Annotated in this window: 20 protein-coding genes; 18 read left to right on the plus strand and 2 right to left on the minus strand. The window is 38.7% G+C overall.

Features of this window, described 5'->3' with window-relative positions:
* The first annotated feature begins 98 nt into the window (after positions 1-98).
* The 11 genes from ACFYKT_RS04325 to ACFYKT_RS04375 all read left to right on the plus strand — a co-directional run bounded on the left by ACFYKT_RS04325 (position 99) and on the right by ACFYKT_RS04375 (position 10,126).
* Positions 99-1,403, plus strand: a complete 1,305-nt coding sequence (locus tag ACFYKT_RS04325; protein WP_389215960.1) for a pyrimidine-nucleoside phosphorylase — start codon at positions 99-101, stop codon at positions 1,401-1,403.
* A gap of 140 nt (positions 1,404-1,543) precedes the next feature.
* Positions 1,544-2,713: a D-alanyl-D-alanine carboxypeptidase family protein gene (locus ACFYKT_RS04330; protein ID WP_389215963.1), complete on the plus strand. Its 1,170-nt coding sequence runs from the start codon at positions 1,544-1,546 to the stop codon at positions 2,711-2,713.
* A gap of 223 nt (positions 2,714-2,936) precedes the next feature.
* A complete protein-coding gene (gene spoIIAA / locus ACFYKT_RS04335; RefSeq protein ID WP_389215966.1) occupies positions 2,937-3,287 on the plus strand; it encodes an anti-sigma F factor antagonist in 351 nt (116 codons plus the stop codon).
* 3 nt (positions 3,288-3,290) lie between these two features.
* Positions 3,291-3,731 carry an anti-sigma F factor gene (gene spoIIAB / locus ACFYKT_RS04340; RefSeq protein WP_389217030.1) on the plus strand — a complete coding sequence of 147 codons (441 nt, stop codon included), beginning with the start codon at positions 3,291-3,293 and terminating at the stop codon, positions 3,729-3,731.
* A gap of 12 nt (positions 3,732-3,743) precedes the next feature.
* A complete protein-coding gene (gene sigF, locus ACFYKT_RS04345; RefSeq protein WP_389215969.1) occupies positions 3,744-4,502 on the plus strand; it encodes an RNA polymerase sporulation sigma factor SigF in 759 nt (252 codons plus the stop codon).
* A 158-nt stretch (positions 4,503-4,660) separates the two neighbouring features.
* A complete protein-coding gene (locus ACFYKT_RS04350) occupies positions 4,661-5,281 on the plus strand; it encodes a stage V sporulation protein AA (RefSeq protein ID WP_389215971.1) in 621 nt (206 codons plus the stop codon).
* A 13-nt stretch (positions 5,282-5,294) separates the two neighbouring features.
* Positions 5,295-5,693, plus strand: coding sequence for a stage V sporulation protein AB (locus tag ACFYKT_RS04355; protein WP_389217032.1), 399 nt, complete (start codon positions 5,295-5,297; stop codon positions 5,691-5,693).
* 68 nt (positions 5,694-5,761) lie between these two features.
* Positions 5,762-6,334: a stage V sporulation protein AE gene (locus ACFYKT_RS04360; protein WP_389215974.1), complete on the plus strand. Its 573-nt coding sequence runs from the start codon at positions 5,762-5,764 to the stop codon at positions 6,332-6,334.
* Positions 6,324-7,805, plus strand: a complete 1,482-nt coding sequence (locus tag ACFYKT_RS04365) for a spore germination protein (RefSeq protein WP_389215977.1) — start codon at positions 6,324-6,326, stop codon at positions 7,803-7,805. The genes ACFYKT_RS04360 and ACFYKT_RS04365 overlap by 11 nt, the downstream gene beginning before the upstream one ends.
* Positions 7,806-7,957: 152 nt before the next feature.
* A complete protein-coding gene (gene lysA, locus ACFYKT_RS04370; RefSeq protein ID WP_389215980.1) occupies positions 7,958-9,277 on the plus strand; it encodes a diaminopimelate decarboxylase in 1,320 nt (439 codons plus the stop codon).
* A gap of 477 nt (positions 9,278-9,754) precedes the next feature.
* The gene (locus tag ACFYKT_RS04375) at positions 9,755-10,126 is read left to right on the plus strand and encodes a GNAT family N-acetyltransferase (protein ID WP_389215983.1); all 372 of its coding nucleotides are present in this window, start codon (positions 9,755-9,757) and stop codon (positions 10,124-10,126) included.
* Between the two features lie 24 nt (positions 10,127-10,150).
* Here the strand turns inward: ACFYKT_RS04375 and ACFYKT_RS04380 are convergent, their stop codons facing one another.
* On the minus strand, positions 10,151-10,672 hold the full coding sequence (locus ACFYKT_RS04380; protein ID WP_389215986.1) for a DUF309 domain-containing protein: 522 nt from the start codon (positions 10,670-10,672) through the stop codon (positions 10,151-10,153).
* Positions 10,673-11,006: 334 nt separating this feature from the next.
* Positions 11,007-11,111, minus strand: a complete 105-nt coding sequence (locus ACFYKT_RS04385; RefSeq protein ID WP_389215989.1) for a YjcZ family sporulation protein — start codon at positions 11,109-11,111, stop codon at positions 11,007-11,009.
* 202 nt (positions 11,112-11,313) lie between these two features.
* On the opposite strand from ACFYKT_RS04385, the gene ACFYKT_RS04390 reads away from it, so the two are divergent.
* The 7 genes from ACFYKT_RS04390 to ACFYKT_RS04420 all read left to right on the plus strand — a co-directional run bounded on the left by ACFYKT_RS04390 (position 11,314) and on the right by ACFYKT_RS04420 (position 16,837).
* The gene (locus ACFYKT_RS04390) at positions 11,314-12,075 is read left to right on the plus strand and encodes a segregation/condensation protein A (RefSeq protein WP_389215992.1); all 762 of its coding nucleotides are present in this window, start codon (positions 11,314-11,316) and stop codon (positions 12,073-12,075) included.
* Entirely contained in the window at positions 12,065-12,649 is a 585-nt protein-coding gene (gene scpB, locus ACFYKT_RS04395) for an SMC-Scp complex subunit ScpB (protein WP_389215994.1), read from the plus strand. The genes ACFYKT_RS04390 and scpB overlap by 11 nt, the downstream gene beginning before the upstream one ends.
* 292 nt (positions 12,650-12,941) lie before the next feature.
* Positions 12,942-13,361, plus strand: coding sequence for a hypothetical protein (locus ACFYKT_RS04400; RefSeq protein WP_389215997.1), 420 nt, complete (start codon positions 12,942-12,944; stop codon positions 13,359-13,361).
* 164 nt (positions 13,362-13,525) lie between these two features.
* Positions 13,526-14,416 (plus strand): superoxide dismutase, encoded by an 891-nt coding sequence (locus ACFYKT_RS04405; protein ID WP_389215999.1) that lies wholly within the window; start codon positions 13,526-13,528, stop codon positions 14,414-14,416.
* A 99-nt stretch (positions 14,417-14,515) separates the two neighbouring features.
* The gene (locus tag ACFYKT_RS04410) at positions 14,516-15,661 is read left to right on the plus strand and encodes a D-alanyl-D-alanine carboxypeptidase family protein (RefSeq protein ID WP_389216002.1); all 1,146 of its coding nucleotides are present in this window, start codon (positions 14,516-14,518) and stop codon (positions 15,659-15,661) included.
* Entirely contained in the window at positions 15,654-16,244 is a 591-nt protein-coding gene (locus ACFYKT_RS04415) for a nucleoside recognition domain-containing protein (protein WP_389216005.1), read from the plus strand. Before ACFYKT_RS04410 ends, ACFYKT_RS04415 begins: the two co-directional genes overlap by 8 nt.
* Positions 16,245-16,303: 59 nt before the next feature.
* A complete protein-coding gene (locus tag ACFYKT_RS04420) occupies positions 16,304-16,837 on the plus strand; it encodes a spore maturation protein (protein ID WP_389216008.1) in 534 nt (177 codons plus the stop codon).
* The last annotated feature ends 78 nt before the right edge of the window (positions 16,838-16,915 follow it).

The following is a 16,915-nucleotide window of genomic DNA, read 5'->3' on the forward strand; positions in this document are numbered from 1 at the left end:
TAACCTGGAGCGGAAATCAACATCTACCAACTACGTTTTATTTAACAACAAAGTTTACGAAAACAGCCTAAAAATAAGAAAGCGATCGGTGATCTATAATGAGAATGGTCGATATTATTGAAAATAAAAGAGATGGCAAAGAATTATCAACTGAAGAAATTCAGTTTTTCATTAAAGGCTATACAGATGGCTCTATTCCTGACTACCAAGTCAGTGCCTTACTGATGGCTACTTTCTTTCAAGGAATGACAGAAAATGAAAGAGCAGTTTTAACCATGGCGATGGTTGAATCAGGCGATCAAATTGACTTATCACAAATAGAAGGCATTAAAGTAGACAAGCATTCGACTGGCGGCGTTGGCGACACGACAACTCTTGTATTAGGGCCATTAGTTGCAGCATTAGGTGTCCCAGTAGCGAAAATGTCAGGAAGAGGCCTTGGTCATACAGGTGGAACAATTGACAAGCTTGAGGCTGTTGAAGGCTTCCATGTAGAAATAGAAAGCGAAGAATTTATCGAACTCGTAAACAAAAACAAGATTGCTGTTATTGGACAAAGCGGGAATTTAACACCTGCTGATAAAAAGCTATATGCACTTCGTGATGTAACAGCGACAGTCGATAGCATCCCATTAATAGCGGGCTCCATCATGAGCAAAAAAATTGCCGCAGGTGCTGATGCGATCGTCCTTGATGTAAAAACAGGTGCAGGTGCATTTATGAAAACACTTGACGATTCGAAAGAGCTTGCTAAGGCAATGGTTCGAATCGGAAATAATGTGGGAAGAAATACAATGGCTGTTATTTCGGATATGAGTCAGCCGCTTGGATTTGCAATCGGGAACGCACTTGAGGTAAAAGAAGCGATTGATACACTGAAAGGTGAAGGCCCTGAGGATTTAACAGAACTCTCTCTTACACTAGGAAGCCATATGGTCTACCTTGCGAAAAAGGCCAGCACATTACAAGAAGCTCGGGAAATGCTAGAAGGAGTCATTAAGGATGGTACAGCTCTAGAAGTGTTTAAAACATTCCTGCAATCACAGGGAGGCGATGCTTCTGTTGTTGATGATCCATCAAAGCTGCCTCAAGCAAAATATATTATTGAGCTTGAAGCGAAGGAAGATGGCTATATCGCGGAGATGGTTGCTGACGAAATTGGAACGGCTGCTATGCTTCTTGGCGCTGGAAGAGCAACAAAGGAATCGGTTATCGATCTTGCTGTAGGGCTTGTCCTTCGTAAAAAAATTGGCGATCAAGTGAAAAAAGGAGAGTCAATTGTTACGATTTACAGCAATTTTGAAGATGTAACAGAAGTGAAAGAAAAGCTATACGAGAACATCACTCTTTCAAGTGAAAAGGTGCCAGCACCCGTATTAATTCACGGAGAAATAACAGAATAAAAGGATGTCAAAGCCAGAGCGAAAATTGCTCTGGCTTTTTATATTCCTCCAAAAAAATATTCACCTATACTGTAGTGTGCTCTGTATAAATTTGGTTGAATTGGAAATGATGGAGGCTATAAAGAATGGAGGTCTATGTGATGAAGCGAATTGTCCGTTTACTTGTACTATCTTTTTTTATGGCATCTATTTTTGTTCCTTCAACAATGGCGAAAGAAAATGATGGGCTAGATCTAGCGGAAAATGTAAAATCCGCGATCTTAATTGAGCGTGATACAGGTGCTATTCTATACGAGAAAAATAGTCATGAGAAGCTCCCGCCAGCAAGTATGACTAAAGTCATGACGATGCTATTAATTATGGAAGCAATTGATGAAGGAAAGCTGTCAATGGATGAAAAAATCCGAACAAGCGAATATGCTGCATCAATGGGAGGATCACAAATATTCCTCGAGCCAGGTGAAGAAATGACAACCGAGCAAATGCTTGAGGGAATTGCAATTGGATCAGGCAATGATGCTTCTGTTGCTATGGCAGAAAGGCTTGCTGGTTCAGAAGAAGAGTTCGTCAAGCTAATGAACAAAAAAACAAAAGAGCTTGGACTTGAGCATACAGAATTTAAAACAGCAACTGGTTTGCCTGGACATGGTGATTTTAGTACTGCACATGATATGTCCATTATGGCGAAGGAACTGCTTAAATACGAAGGAATCACGAAATTTACAGGTACGTATGAATCCTATCTGCGTGAAAATACAGACAAGAAATTCTGGCTCGTAAACACAAACCGACTTGTTAAATTCTATCCTGGTGTGGACGGCCTTAAGACAGGTTTTACGAATGAAGCCAAATATTGTTTAACAGCAACAGCTGAAAAAGATGGCATGCGAGTTATTGCTGTCGTATTTGGAGCTCCAACATCGAAAGAGAGAAATGCGCAAGTGACCAAAATGCTTGATTATGCATTTAGCCAATACGAAACACATCCAATGTACAAAAGAAATGTAGCTCTTGGAAAAGTAGCGATCAGTAAAGGGGAGAAGAAGAGAGTGGAAGCTCTTACAAGTGAGCCTATTTCTCTTTTAACCAAAAAAGGCGAAGGAATTGAAAATATTAAACAATCCATCACATTGGATAAAAATGTGAAGGCCCCAGTAAAAAAAGGCGATAAGGTAGGCGTATTAAAGCTAAAGCAAGAAGGAAAAACATTAGTTGAAACACCGCTTGTAGCAAAGGAAGATAGTAAACAAGCAAGCTGGTGGACATTGTATAAACGTTCGATGGGCATGTTTACGAAGGCAGGATCTTAATTTTGTCGAAATGAGGAAGATGACTACTAGTTTTAGCGAAAAGCCACTAGTTTTGTCTTGAAGAAGGAAATGCATAAACATTTATCGAATTTGACTCACTATAAAGGCCTAAAGTATGTCATGTAAATGATACGGTCACGCCGATCCTGTTATGCTGAAGGATAGCCATTAGAGAAGGCTTGTCGATGAGCATAAAGGGATACTAGATAAGGAGGCTATGATAGTGAGTCTTACCATTGACTTGGAAGTAAAGAGAGATGTATTGTGTATTCGATTAAGCGGAGAATTGGATCATCATTCTGCAGATGAACTGAGAATGAAAGCATCTAATGCAATTGAAGAATATGATATCCATCATATTGTCTTAAATCTTGGTGAGTTGTCATTTATGGATAGCTCTGGTTTAGGTGTCATTCTAGGAAGATACAAGCAAATTAAACAGCAGCATGGTGAAATGGTTGTCTGTGCAATTTCTCCAGCCGTTCAAAGATTATTTGATATGTCGGGATTATTTAAGATCATCCGTTTAGAACCGACAGAAGAATTCGCTTTGCAAAGACTGGGGGTTGCATGATTGATGAAAAATGAAATGCAAATTAAATTTAGCGCATTGAGTCAAAATGAATCGTTTGCCCGTGTAACAGTTGCTGCATTTATTAGTCAGCTTGATCCGACAATGGATGAATTAACCGAAATTAAAACAGTTGTATCTGAAGCTGTTACTAATTCAATTATTCACGGCTATGATCAGAATCCAGATGGGTTCGTCTATATTACAGTCGCAATTGAAGATGGCTTAATTGATCTATCGATTAGAGATGAGGGCTTAGGCATTATAAATGTAGATGAAGCGCGCCAGCCTCTATTCACAACAAAGCCTGAACTTGAAAGATCAGGCATGGGCTTTACCATTATGGAAAATTTCATGGATGAAATCGAAATTCAATCGCAGCCGGGGAAAGGCACAGAAATCCGATTAAAAAAGCATTTATCAAATAGTAAAATGCTATGCAATTAAGGGAGTCTTGCTATGGATGTGGAGGTTAAAGCAGAAAAGAGCCAAACCTTTTTGAAGGATCATGAGGTTAAAGAGCTGATCCAAAAAAGCCAAGCTGGGGATCAAGGCTCACGAGATTTAATTGTCCAGAAGAACATGCGTCTCGTCTGGTCGGTCGTTCAGCGCTTTTTAAATCGCGGGTATGAACCGGATGATCTCTTTCAAATCGGTTGTATTGGGTTATTGAAATCAGTTGATAAATTCGACCTCAGTTATGATGTAAAGTTTTCAACCTATGCTGTTCCAATGATTATTGGTGAGATTCAGCGCTTTATTCGGGACGATGGCACGGTGAAGGTTAGCCGCTCGTTAAAAGAGATGGGAAATAAAATTCGCAAGGCGAAGGATGAATTGTCAAAAACATTTGGCAGAACGCCAACTGTTTCTGAGCTATCTGAATTCCTTGATATCACGCCAGAGGATATTATTCTTGCTCAAGAAGCAAGCCGGACGCCATCATCGATTCATGAAACGGTATATGAGAATGACGGGGATCCAATCACATTGCTCGATCAAATTGACGATGGCAATGAAGGGAAATGGTTTGATAAAATTGCTTTAAAAGAAGCAATTAATGAACTGGATGATAGAGAACGATTAATTGTCTATCTGCGTTATTACAAGGATCAAACACAATCAGAGGTAGCCGCAAGACTTGGCATCTCACAAGTTCAGGTATCTAGACTTGAAAAAAAGATCCTCCAGCAAATGAAAGACCGTATGGATTTATAATCCATACGGTCTTTTTTGTGAAACTCCGCATTAATCTTGCAAACCACATTTTTTTAAAAATCCCCTTCTTGCAATACCCAATTATTGGTCATCATGAAGTAAATATATGTAACTCATACTAGTGATACAAGGAAATAACTGTGTGGGAAGTGAACGAAATGGAACGAACGGTTTATATTCGATTGCGACACCGCATACAAGTACGACCGCATGAAACACTTTTTCTTAAGGATATCGCCCAAATGATTGCTGATGAACCGTTATATGAACAGTTAAGTAAGCTGAAGGTTTATGGGGTGAGTGAAAAGGACCGAAATCGGATTGTCATTGATGTAATGATGATCATCCGTTTGATAACTGAAAATGTGCCAGATATTGAAATTCAGACTCAAGGTCCATCCCAAGTAATCATTGAAGTTGTGGCGCAAAAACGTAAAGTATCCCAGCCGCTGTTTCTTCTCGTCTGGCTTCTCCTATTCTTTGGGGCAGCTCTTACGATTATGAACTTTCATGAAGATGTGAGTATGCAAAGGGTGCACCAGCGAATCTACACAATTATTACTGGCGAAGTTGATGCAAAGCCCTTAATATTCCAAATCCCATACTCCATTGGCCTCGGTTTAGGAATGATTCTTTTTTTTAACCATTTGTTTAAGAAACGTCTGAATGAGGAGCCCAGTCCGTTAGAAGTAGAGATGTTCAATTACCAGTTGGATCTAGATAATTATGTTGCCATGAACGAAAACAAAGAAAGTATGAAAAATATTGACGACAGGTAATGTAATCTTTGTCATGTTTGTTGGTCTTGCTGGTGGACTAGCGGTAGGTTCAGGGTACGTGGCTTTTCTGTCTGTATTAGGAATTATTCCAAGGCTTATGCAGCTAACAAAAACGATGAAGATGATACGTGCTTATGAATGGGCAGTTGTCTTAGGTGTAGTTATTGGTGGAATGGCAACTTTATGGGACCCAACCCTTTTCCTTACACCATATATATTAATACCAATGGGATTAGCTGCTGGAATATTTGTGGGAATGCTTGCCGCTGCTTTGACTGAAGTATTAAATGTCCTTCCGATTCTCGCAAAAAGAATTGGGATTGATGGTCAGATTATTTTTTTATTAATGGCCATTGTATTTGGCAAGATAATCGGCTCCCTCTTTCAATGGCTGTATTTTGTAGATAGGTAGGATGATCAATCATTTTGGGCAGAGTATTAGCAGCTTTTAAGTCAAATTAAGAGGAAAGGAAATTACATATGGACGACCGGAGGCACGTTATTTTAATAACTGATGGGGATGATTATGCAAGAAGAACAGTTGAGCTTGTAGCAAGGGAAGTTGGTGGGAGATGTATCTCCTTATCACATGGAAATCCGACAACTCTAGATGGCCCCCTAATTGTTAAGCTTATCAAAAAAGCAGCACATGATCCTGTTTTCGTCATGTTTGATGATAGTGGCCTTGCAGGTGAAGGTGCAGGTGAGCGTGCCTTAAAGTATGTTGCGTGCCATAAGGATATCGATGTATTAGGAATCATTGCCGTTGCTGCAAAAACAAGGCAGGCTGAATGGTCGAGAGTGGATGTTTGTATTGATCGCGATGGAGAATTGACACCATATGGAGTAGATAAATTTGGTCTTCCTGAAATGGAAAAAGGCAGAATTTATGGGGATACTGTTTATTGCCTTGATGAAATAGATGTTCCGATCATTGTCGGTATTGGTGATATTGGTAAGATGGCAAAAAAAGACCATTATGATGTTGGCTCCCCAATTACAAAAAAAGCTGTAGAACTTATTCTGGAAAGGAGTGGTTTTCATGGCAGATAGCAAAACGAAGGATAAAAAGCCTATCCCAGAGTCATTAGATGAAATTGAAAAGTATATGAAAGATAGGATCGGTCTAGGAGAAAGCTTTGATCTAGGTGTAAGAAAGCTAATCATTCTTAGGAAAGATGTACATTTCTATTATGTTAATGGGTTAACAGATACGCAATTTATCATTGAGATAGTGGAAGAATTAGTAGCTATTAATGATCAAGAGAAATTATCAACTAATCTGAGCAAAATCGTTGAGAATCGGCTAGTTCACCAATCCGTTGCCCAAATAAAGACATTGGATGAACTTGTTGATCAAGTCCTTTCAGGATTAATTGTTGTTGTGATGGAAGGCGAAACTCACGGATTAGTTGTTGATGTGCGAAGCTATCCAGGCCGTACACCGATGGAGCCAGATACAGAAAAAGTAGTTCGTGGTTCAAGGGATGGCTTTGTAGAAAATATCATTATTAATACCGCCTTAACAAGAAGAAGAATCCGTGATGAAAGACTGCGATTTGAAATTATGAGGGTTGGAGAAAGATCTAAAACGGATGTTTCCATTGGATATATTAAAGATTTAGCCAATCCAGACTTGATCGACGTCATTCGTAAAGAAATTGCAGCAATTAAGATTGATGGAATTACGATGGCTGATAAAACAATCGAAGAATTTCTCTTAAAGCAAGGGTATAATCCATACCCGCTTGTTCGTTACACAGAGCGGGCGGACGTGGCTGCGGCTCATCTGCTTGAAGGACATGTATTAATTTATGTTGATACTTCACCAAGTGTGATGATCTCTCCTACTACGTACTTCTATCATTTGCAGCATGCAGAAGAGTACAGACAATCACCAGCTGTAGGAACATTTATACGCTGGCTTCGTTTCCTTGGTGTGCTCTCCTCTTTATTTCTGCTGCCGCTTTGGTTTTTGTTTGTACTTGAGCCGTCTCTTTTACCTGAAAGTATTGCCTTTATTGGACCAAATGAAGAGACCAATATACCTGTAATTGTGCAATTGTTCATGGCGGAAATTGGGATTGAATTACTGCGGATCGCTGCCATTCATACACCCACCCCATTATCTACGGCCATGGGCTTAATTGCGGCCGTTTTAATTGGACAAATTGCGATTGATGTGGGCTTATTCGTACCTGAGGTTATTCTTTACGTTGCTGTCGCCGCTATTGGAACATATACAACCCCGAGCTACGAATTGAGTATAGCAAATAAGCTCGTAAGGCTAGTCATTTTGATTGCGGTCGCTATATTCCATACACCTGGCTTCGTTGTGAGCATCACCTTATATATCCTATGGCTTGCACGACTCAAGGCGCTAAACACACCGTATCTATGGCCGTTTATTCCGTTTCACCCGATAGCATTATGGCAAATATTGATTCGTACATCTGTCCCTGGGTCAAAAATCCGTCCAAGTATTACACATACAGCTAATCGCTATAAACAGCCAGTTAAATAAGCTATGTCAATTGCAGATTTCACCGAATTATGTTAAAATTTCTTAAAATTAATTTTTATAGACGAAAGAGGGGAAGAAGTAGACAGTTTCTATCAATAGATACTGTCTATTTCTCTCATAAAATAAGGTGTTTAAAGGGGACAGGGAAATTTATGTATTTTCACGGTACTTCGAAAGTGAATGCAAGGGGACATCTTGAGATTGGTGGATTAGACACAGTAGAGCTGGCCGAACAATTTGGAACACCTTTATATGTATATGATGTTGCTTTAATTAGAGAAAGAGCAAGGGGCTTTAAGCAAACGTTTGAAAATTTAGGGGTAACAGCCCAGGTAGCTTATGCAAGCAAAGCGTTTTCGTCAATTGGAATGGTTCAACTTGTAGACGAAGAGGGTTTATCGCTTGATGTAGTTTCAGGTGGTGAGTTATATACAGCGATTGCGGCCAAATTTCCAGTTGAACGGATTCATTTTCATGGGAATAATAAAAGCAAAGAAGAATTAGAAATGGCCTTGAAATACAAAATAGGCTGTATTGTTGTTGATAATTTTTATGAGCTGGAGCTTCTCGAATCGGTTTGTGAATCAATGGACACGAATACGAAAATCTTGTTACGAGTTACGCCAGGGGTTGAAGCCCATACACATGAATACATTACAACAGGACAGGCAGATTCTAAATTCGGCTTTGATTTACAGAATGGACAAGCTGAAAAAGCGCTAACGATTGCTTTAGCATCTTCAAGAATGGAAGTGCTTGGCTTACATTGTCATATTGGTTCACAAATATTTGAAACAGCGGGCTTTCTAATAGCTGCCCAAAAAATATTTGAGAAACTGAATGAGTGGAAGGAATCGCTTGCTTTTGAATCAGAGGTGTTAAATCTTGGCGGCGGTTTTGGTATTCGATATACAAATGAAGATCAACCCCTGCCAGCAGCACAATATGTTGCAGAAATCATTGAAGAGGTACAAAAGCAGGTGGAGAAATATGCAATGAACATGCCTGAAATTTGGATTGAACCAGGTCGATCCCTTGTAGGAGATGCGGGTACAACCTTATACAAAGTAGGTTCTAGAAAAGAAGTGCCTAATATACGTCAGTATGTTGCCGTGGACGGCGGGATGAGTGATAATATTAGACCCGCTCTTTATCAGGCGAAATATGAAGCAGTCCTAGCTAACAGAGCGCTAGAGACGACTTGTGAAACGGTGTCTATTGCAGGGAAATGCTGTGAATCTGGGGATATGCTAATTTGGGATATCCCATTGCCAAAGCCAGGCAGTGATGATTTATTAGCTGTATTCTGTACAGGCGCATATGGATATGCGATGGCTAATAATTATAACCGGATTCCAAGACCGCCTGTTGTCTTTGTTGAAAATGGACAAGCAAAGCTTGTTGTTAAGCGAGAAACATATGAAGATCTTATTCGAATGGACTTGTCTATTAAAGAAAAGATTAATAACTAAACTTCATTTTTGGAATTATTGGATGTTGTTATAACGCCTGTGGAGTATGCGGGGGAAATTGTGTTCTGTTTCTTTGGATCACTATTTGAACGTATTCTCCACAGGTATTTTTATTTTGAATTATTTTAATTAGAAGAGTACCATGGCAAAATAGATAGGTTTCGTGTAGAATATAAATAATCCATGCTCTTATTAACAACCGTTATGATTTTGTTACAGGAGGATTTATGAAAAAGAACAATTGGCTATTTTTTATTCTATTATTAGCTATCAGCCTATCATGGGGACTTTATTATTGGCTTATGATCGTTCCATCAAAGTAAATACCCAAGTTGTTTATTTTAAGAATTATTTATTGATTAAGAATTAAACATTGTGTACAAACAAATGCTTCGTACATATACTATGAGTACAGTTTGAAATAATGAAATTTTGGGAAAAATAAGATGGAATGCTTGATTATAATGAGGGATAATGATGTTAATACGATATAAGAAAACATTTGAAAAGATTGCGATGGGTTTGTTATCTTTTATGCCAAACGAAAAAGATCTCAAAAAACTCCAGCAAACGATGAAACAATATGAAAATGATGAGAATCTGCAATTGTTTTTATGGAAAACAGGGGAGGACATCATTGGATTAATGGGGATTTTGCTAACTGATGATTCAGCTATGATTCAACATATCTCAGTCAATCCTTCGCATAGACATCAAGGGATTGGCAAGTCAATGGTTAAAGCTTTAAGTGAAGTATTCCCACAAAAGAAGCTAACAGCAAACGAAAATACAGAATCATTCTTAAGCAAATGTGATTTCAATATCCATACAGAAAAAGGCGGAGAGTAATGAAACTCTCTGCCTTTTCTTATTTTATTGCATCCAAGTGCTTTTATTCAAAGCTTCTAAACGTTCTTGAATAACCATACTTCGATCTCGAAGGGAGTGGCGATGAACTAATTCTGTTTGTTCTAAATCGCTATCCGTACACCATTCGAAGCCGTGATGGAGACATCTTTCTTTGCACAAAGAGATTAATGATTGGTCGAGAATCGGCAGTGTATAGCTTGAATATTTCCTGCCAGAAGAAATATCCGCTTGCATCATTAGTAAATCGGTTAAGAACTTTTCAGAATCAAGTCCTAAATCCTGCAACTTTGCCTTTTCCTTTTTAAGAATGAAAATGGATTTACTAAGGGTTCTTTCGGCACCTCTGTCATTTTCACGCCGATGATGATAATTAGAAACGGCTAGGAGGATGAGTCCTACCCAGATAGACTGTTTATTATTTGGTTCGACACGTTTCCAATATTCTTCTAGAATTTCGTGACATTCAAAATAATCCCTATCGCCATGATAATGGATTAAGAACTCAATATATTCTTTTGGATACACAGCATCACCCCTATAGAAATATATTTATCGAAGGAAGTTTCACTATATCGTACCACAGAATGGGGTGATGCTCCTATTATAATATAAGAGTTTTTTTGTTTAGTTTTTTCGCAAACTTTGTTGCTTTTAGCATGTAATTGGTAGAAGTTGATTTCCGCTCCAGGATACTCGCTTTCCGCGGGGTGGGCGGTGAGCCTCCTCGACGCTAAAGCGTCTGTGGGGTCTCACCTGTCCCACTCCTCCCGCAGGAGTCTCGCACCTTCCGCTCCAATCAACAATGTTTTTGTCAACAGAAGCCTTTTTTAAAAATAGACTTTAGCATTAAAATGGAGTTCTAGCACCATGAAGCTCCAACAATTATTAGTAAGATGAACAAGACGACAATTAGAGCAAATCCTGTTCCGTAGTTTCCTTCGCACCCTTTATTTCCACGCGACATACATCATACCTCCTGTTTTCCTTTTTTTGTTTCAAAATCATTTTATGTAGGCAAATGCCAAATTGTATGGGCGCAAGAAGATTTTATTTGGATATTCCCATTTTTACCAAGTGAATTTTTTTATTGGACAACTACTTTTTATAATTTATACTAGATATAGTCTTAATTTGGGAACTAATAATAGAAATTTTGGTGAGTAGTTATGCAACATTATAATGTGAAAATTGACGCATTTGAAGGACCGCTTGATTTGCTTCTACACTTAATAAATCGGCTTGAAATTGATATATATGATATACCAGTTGCAGAAATAACAGAGCAATATTTATTATATATCCATACGATGCAAGTGCTTCAGCTTGATGTGGCAAGTGAATATCTTGTTATGGCGGCAACCTTGCTTGCGATAAAAAGCAAAATGCTGCTTCCGAAGCATGAGGAAGATTTATTTGATGATGAATTCGATTTAGAACCTGAGGAAGATTCAATGGAAGGGCTAGTTGAAAGACTAATCGAATATAGAAAATTTAAAGAAGCAACCGAGGATTTGAAAGAAATGGAGAAGGAAAGAGGCTTAATATTTACGAAGCCTCCAAGTGATCTATCTGATTTTGCTAAAGAAATGCAGCCAGAAAAAGCAGAGCTAAATGTTTCCTTATATGACATGCTAGGTGCACTTCAAAAGCTATTGAGAAGACAGAAACTGCAAAAACCAATTTCAGCGAAAGTTACTCGTCAAGAAATTCCGATTGAGACAAGAATGGCTGAAATTCTTGATGATTTACGACAAATAAAGGGCCGCAAGTGTTTTCATGATCTCTTTCCGGTTTTTGATCGTGAAATAATCGTTGTTACTTTTTTGGCAGTATTGGAACTAATTAAGCGACATGAGATCCATATTGAACAAGAAAATAATTTTTCGGAAATATTTGTAAGTGCAATGGAGGGAACCGATGAGTATTAATCATTTGAAAGGAATAATCGAAAGCCTCCTATTTGCTGCTGGTGATGAAGGACTATCGTTAAAGCAGATTGCCCTTGTTCTTGAAGTAGACGAGCAGCAAGCAGAGGCAATCATTAAAGAACTAATAAAGGACTATAACGAGGATTTGATGCGTGGTATTACAATCGTAGAGCTTGCAGATACGTTTCAGCTGGCAACGAAAAAGGAAAACTCAGCGTATTTAAAAAGGCTTGTCACAACTCCGACAGCTGCAACATTATCTCAAGCTGCACTAGAAACGCTCGCTATTATTGCGTATAAGCAGCCGATAACAAGAACAGAAATTGAAGAAATCAGGGGTGTAAAGACAGAGAGGCCGATCCATACCCTAGCAGCTAAAGCGTTGATTAAAGAAGTAGGCCGAGCGGAAGGAACAGGAAGGGCATTTCTTTATGGAACAACGAAGGAATTTCTAGATTATTTCGGATTAAAGAGAATTGAAGAATTACCTCCACTCCCAGAAAAAGTCGATGATGATTTCCAAGATGAAGCCGATTTGTTCTTTGGCACATTTCAAGAAACGATGGATTCCTGATTTATTCATACAATTTAGTCTATTTGTGATAATATATAATTGTAAGGCTGTGTTAATGCTAATTGTTATTTTTGTACCCTGTTGATTGGAGCGGAAGGTGCGAGACTCCTGCGGGAAGAGTGGGACAGGTGAGACCCCGCAGACGCTTTAGCGTCGAGGAGGCTCAGCGCCCACCCCGCGGAAAGCGAGCAACCTGGAGCGGAAATCAACAGACCCGTTTAACAGAGCCAATTGTAAAAAAGTGCTTCATTTTATAATGAAGCATTTTCTATATGTATTGGGAGGGATTTAAATGCTGATTAAACAGTGTAAAGGATACGAGCTAGAAAAGGAAAAGTCCAATACTTCTGAGGATTTCTTTAATAGAAGTGAAATGATCTTTGAAGAAGATGGACAAGAAAAAACATTACATATACTATATGTCCGTTATTTTGATGAATTTATTCAAGAATTTACCCCTTTTGAAACCAGTCCCCTATTTACAGTAGGTTCAAGGGAAGTTGAATTTAGAGATATCGTTGCACTCGTCTGTTTATTAAAGAATCCAGGCTTCCGCCATCGCAAACGTGTATACATTAATACAAAGAATGAATTTGCCTCGTATTTCAAAGATATTGATTATGCTAAACTCCCAGCTATATTTGAAGATTTGGAGACTAAGAAGAGCCATAGCCTTCGTTCGCCATTAGATTACATCGTCCAACCGCAATAGAATACTTAATTTGAGAACAGCCTAAACCAGGCTGTTCTTTTTTTAATGGCAGTTTTCATAAACATTGATGCTTTTAGTGTTTTTCCTAATAGTAATAGGAAAAGCAATTTTTCCTTCTGGTATTCATACGATAGAAAGGGATCATGGAGGAAAGAGGGATCAGTATGAGCAAGATGGATGATTATATTCGTGATGTGTTCAATTGGAATCAAGAAATGCATGCGTTTCTTGAGTCAGAAGAGGTAGATGAAAATAGTGAGCTTTGGGAGAAGATGGAGCATATAACCAATATTATGGAAGGGATTAGGGATCCATTAAGCAATGAAGAAATAGTCGGAATACAGAACCATGTGGAAGAGCTGCATGCAGAAATGGAGGCCTATTTCACAAGAAGACAGGAGATTGGAATGGGGTATGTGAATCAGTCTCGCGTAGCAGCAGGGAATCATTCGCTGCCTCCATTGCCATATGCTTATAATGCATTAGAGCCATATATTTCTGAGGAAATTATGCGGTTGCATCATGATAAACATCATAAATCCTATGTGGATGGATTGAATAAGGCGGAGAAGGAGTTGGAAAAGGCGAGGAAATCAGGTGACTTTTCTTTAGTGAAGCATTGGTCACGTGAGCTTGCTTTCCATGGTTCAGGACATTATCTTCATACGATTTTCTGGAATAATATGACCCCAAATGGTGGAGGAAAGCCATCGGGTGCTTTATTAAAAGCGATAGAAAAGTATTTTGGCAGCTTTGAAGCATTTAAAAAGCAATTTACACAAGCAGCAAAAGAAGTGGAAGGTGTCGGTTGGGCTGTACTTGTTTGGTCGCCGCGGGCACATCATCTTGAAATATTACAATCCGAAAGACATATGATCTTGACCCAATGGGACACGATTCCATTGCTTGTATTGGATGTCTGGGAGCATGCTTACTATCTTCAATATAAGAACAAACGAGAGGATTATGTAAAGAACTGGTGGAATCTTGTAAACTGGAAAGATGTTCAAGATCGTTTTATGAAAGCTTCAGAACTTAAATGGAAACCATTTTAATAGACTTAGTGGGGTGAAAACAATCCATGTTTTCGCCTTTTTTTGTCATATCGATACTTGTCCTGCATAAAATTGTACAAACCAATGAAGGAGACTGCCATGAAAAATATGAAAAAGCTGATAATCTTTCTCCTGGTTTCTGCATTTTTTATTGCAATGATTCCACAGAAAGCAAGCGCTTCGATTTCGGTGAGTGCACAAAGTGCCATTCTAATGGAGCAGGGCTCTGGAAGAGTATTATATGAAAAAAATGCAGATAAACCAATGAGAATTGCAAGTATTACGAAGATAATGACCGCTATTTTAGCTATTGAATCAGGAAAAATGGATGAAATGGTAAAGGTAAGTGAGAAGGCCGTTCATGCGGAAGGGTCCTCCATCTATTTAATACCGGGTGAAAAAATTAAACTGGAGGATTTAGTTTATGGTCTAATGCTCCGATCTGGAAATGATGCTGCTGTTGCTATAGCCGAGCATGTTGGGGGAAGTCTAGACGGTTTTGTTTATTTAATGAATCAGAAGGCAGAAGAAATAGGCATGACTAATACTCATTTTGCGAATCCGCACGGACTTGATGATCATGAAAATCATTTATCATCGGCTTACGATATGGCACTTTTAACACGTTATGCAATGAATAATAGCAAATATAAAAAAATCTCAGGTACAAAGGTTTATAAGTCGCCACATCCCGAAGAAAACTGGGATCGAAAATGGACTAATAAGAATCGGCTGCTTACAGAATTATATGATTATACAACTGGTGGAAAGACAGGATTTACAAAACGTGCGAAGCGTACATTGGTCACAACAGCAACCAAAGGGAAGCTAGACCTTATTGCCGTTACATTAAATGGTCCGGATGACTGGAATGATCATATTCAAATGTATGAGACTGGGTATAAAACATATAGTTTAGTAGAAGTGCTGTCAGAAGGAACGATTAAAGAGATTGATGATGAGTTTTATAAAAAGAAAGTGTATGTAGACCATTCCTTTGATTATCCTGTCACATCAAAGGAAAAGAACAAATTCCGTATTGAGTATAAAATGAAAAAACCTAACAGGGAATGGGAAGATAATATCCCTGATATTGTAGGGCAAGCGATTGTATATTTTAATGAAAAACCAGTGAAAACGATGCCGATTTACTACAAGCAGGGAGAAGAGAAAGACAAGCAGTCATTTTTTGAGCTGTTTAGAAGTCTTTTCACTGCAATGATTGGTGTGAAAACAGATGGTTAATATTATTTGGGTATTTATGACCGTAATTGGCATCATCTTTGCCATGGTGAATGGGACGATGGATCAGGTAAATCAGGCGATTTTTAATGGAGCAGCAGAGGCAGTTACTTTATGTATTGGTTTAGTCAGTGTTCTTGTCTTTTGGTTAGGAATGATGAGAATTGCTGAGGATGCTGGTTTATTAAAAAAGTTGACACTTTTATTTAAACCGATTGTGAAAAGGCTTTTTCCAGAAGTGCCGAACGATCATCCCGCAATGGGCTATATCTTATCCAATATGATGGCCAATATGTTTGGGCTTGGCAATGCAGCAACCCCACTTGGAATTAAGGCAATGGAGCAGCTGAAAAGCTTAAATGGAGGAAAGGATGTAGCTAGCCGATCGATGATTACCTTTCTCGCAATCAATACTTCGAGTATTACACTTATTCCAACGATGGTTATTGCCATACGGATGAAATATGAGTCAGTCTCCCCAACAGAAATTGTTGGACCAACATTAGTAGCATCCCTTTGTTCTGCATTAGGTGCAATATTAATCGATCGATATTTTTATTACCGGAGAATGAAGAAAGGGAAGTAGAGGACCAAAAGTGTTTAGTTGGAAAGCTACTTGAAAGAATTAGAAGAGGATGAAGTCGCATGGCAATTGTATCGGTGATCTCCTTATGGTTTATTCCGGTTTTAATTGGCTTTATATTAATATATGGGACAATCAAACGAGTTCCAACTTATGAAAGTTTTGTAGATGGGGGAAAGGAAGGGATTAAGATTGCGGTTTCGATCATCCCCTTTCTTGTTGGCATGCTCGTTGCCATTTCGGTTTTTCGAGCATCTGGCGCACTTGAGTATTTTATGGAATTTATTAGACCAGCGTTAGAGGCAATCGGTGTCCCGCCTGATATTGTTCCACTTGCGATTATCCGGCCGATCTCAGGTTCTGCTGCGCTCGGAATGACAAGTGATTTAATAGCTGTTCATGGCCCAGATTCTTTTATAGGCAGACTAGCATCTGTCCTCCAAGGAAGCACAGATACAACTTTCTATGTCTTAACTGTGTATTTTGGTGCGGTCGGAATTAGAAAAATGGGAGATGCATTAAAGGTTGGCCTTTTGGCAGATTTAGTAGGAATAATCGCCGCAATTATTGTTGTTACAGTGATATTTGGGAGCTAATATATAACCAAAGGAAAATACCTGAATGATGGGTATTTTTTTTATTTCATGCGATAAAATAGCAGCTACTTTGAAAAA

The organism is Cytobacillus mangrovibacter, assembly GCF_042865275.1.
Lineage (GTDB): Bacteria > Bacillota > Bacilli > Bacillales > Cytobacillaceae > Cytobacillus > Cytobacillus mangrovibacter.

Excerpts from the sequence above, each read along its gene's own strand:
- ACFYKT_RS04330 (WP_389215963.1), top strand. The coding sequence starts at position 1,544 with ATGAAGCGAATTGTCCGTTTACTTGTACTATCTTTTTTTATGGCATCT.
- ACFYKT_RS04365 (WP_389215977.1), top strand. The coding sequence starts at position 6,324 with ATGGCAGATAGCAAAACGAAGGATAAAAAGCCTATCCCAGAGTCATTA.
- scpB (WP_389215994.1), top strand. The coding sequence starts at position 12,065 with ATGAGTATTAATCATTTGAAAGGAATAATCGAAAGCCTCCTATTTGCT.
- ACFYKT_RS04385 (WP_389215989.1), bottom strand. The coding sequence starts at position 11,111 with ATGTCGCGTGGAAATAAAGGGTGCGAAGGAAACTACGGAACAGGATTT.
- ACFYKT_RS04325 (WP_389215960.1), top strand. The coding sequence starts at position 99 with ATGAGAATGGTCGATATTATTGAAAATAAAAGAGATGGCAAAGAATTA.
- spoIIAB (WP_389217030.1), top strand. The coding sequence starts at position 3,291 with ATGAAAAATGAAATGCAAATTAAATTTAGCGCATTGAGTCAAAATGAA.
- ACFYKT_RS04390 (WP_389215992.1), top strand. The coding sequence starts at position 11,314 with ATGCAACATTATAATGTGAAAATTGACGCATTTGAAGGACCGCTTGAT.
- ACFYKT_RS04410 (WP_389216002.1), top strand. The coding sequence starts at position 14,516 with ATGAAAAATATGAAAAAGCTGATAATCTTTCTCCTGGTTTCTGCATTT.
- ACFYKT_RS04350 (WP_389215971.1), top strand. The coding sequence starts at position 4,661 with ATGGAACGAACGGTTTATATTCGATTGCGACACCGCATACAAGTACGA.
- ACFYKT_RS04360 (WP_389215974.1), top strand. The coding sequence starts at position 5,762 with ATGGACGACCGGAGGCACGTTATTTTAATAACTGATGGGGATGATTAT.
- sigF (WP_389215969.1), top strand. The coding sequence starts at position 3,744 with ATGGATGTGGAGGTTAAAGCAGAAAAGAGCCAAACCTTTTTGAAGGAT.
- lysA (WP_389215980.1), top strand. The coding sequence starts at position 7,958 with ATGTATTTTCACGGTACTTCGAAAGTGAATGCAAGGGGACATCTTGAG.
- ACFYKT_RS04400 (WP_389215997.1), top strand. The coding sequence starts at position 12,942 with ATGCTGATTAAACAGTGTAAAGGATACGAGCTAGAAAAGGAAAAGTCC.
- ACFYKT_RS04415 (WP_389216005.1), top strand. The coding sequence starts at position 15,654 with ATGGTTAATATTATTTGGGTATTTATGACCGTAATTGGCATCATCTTT.
- ACFYKT_RS04355 (WP_389217032.1), top strand. The coding sequence starts at position 5,295 with ATGTTTGTTGGTCTTGCTGGTGGACTAGCGGTAGGTTCAGGGTACGTG.
- ACFYKT_RS04405 (WP_389215999.1), top strand. The coding sequence starts at position 13,526 with ATGAGCAAGATGGATGATTATATTCGTGATGTGTTCAATTGGAATCAA.
- ACFYKT_RS04375 (WP_389215983.1), top strand. The coding sequence starts at position 9,755 with ATGTTAATACGATATAAGAAAACATTTGAAAAGATTGCGATGGGTTTG.
- ACFYKT_RS04420 (WP_389216008.1), top strand. The coding sequence starts at position 16,304 with ATGGCAATTGTATCGGTGATCTCCTTATGGTTTATTCCGGTTTTAATT.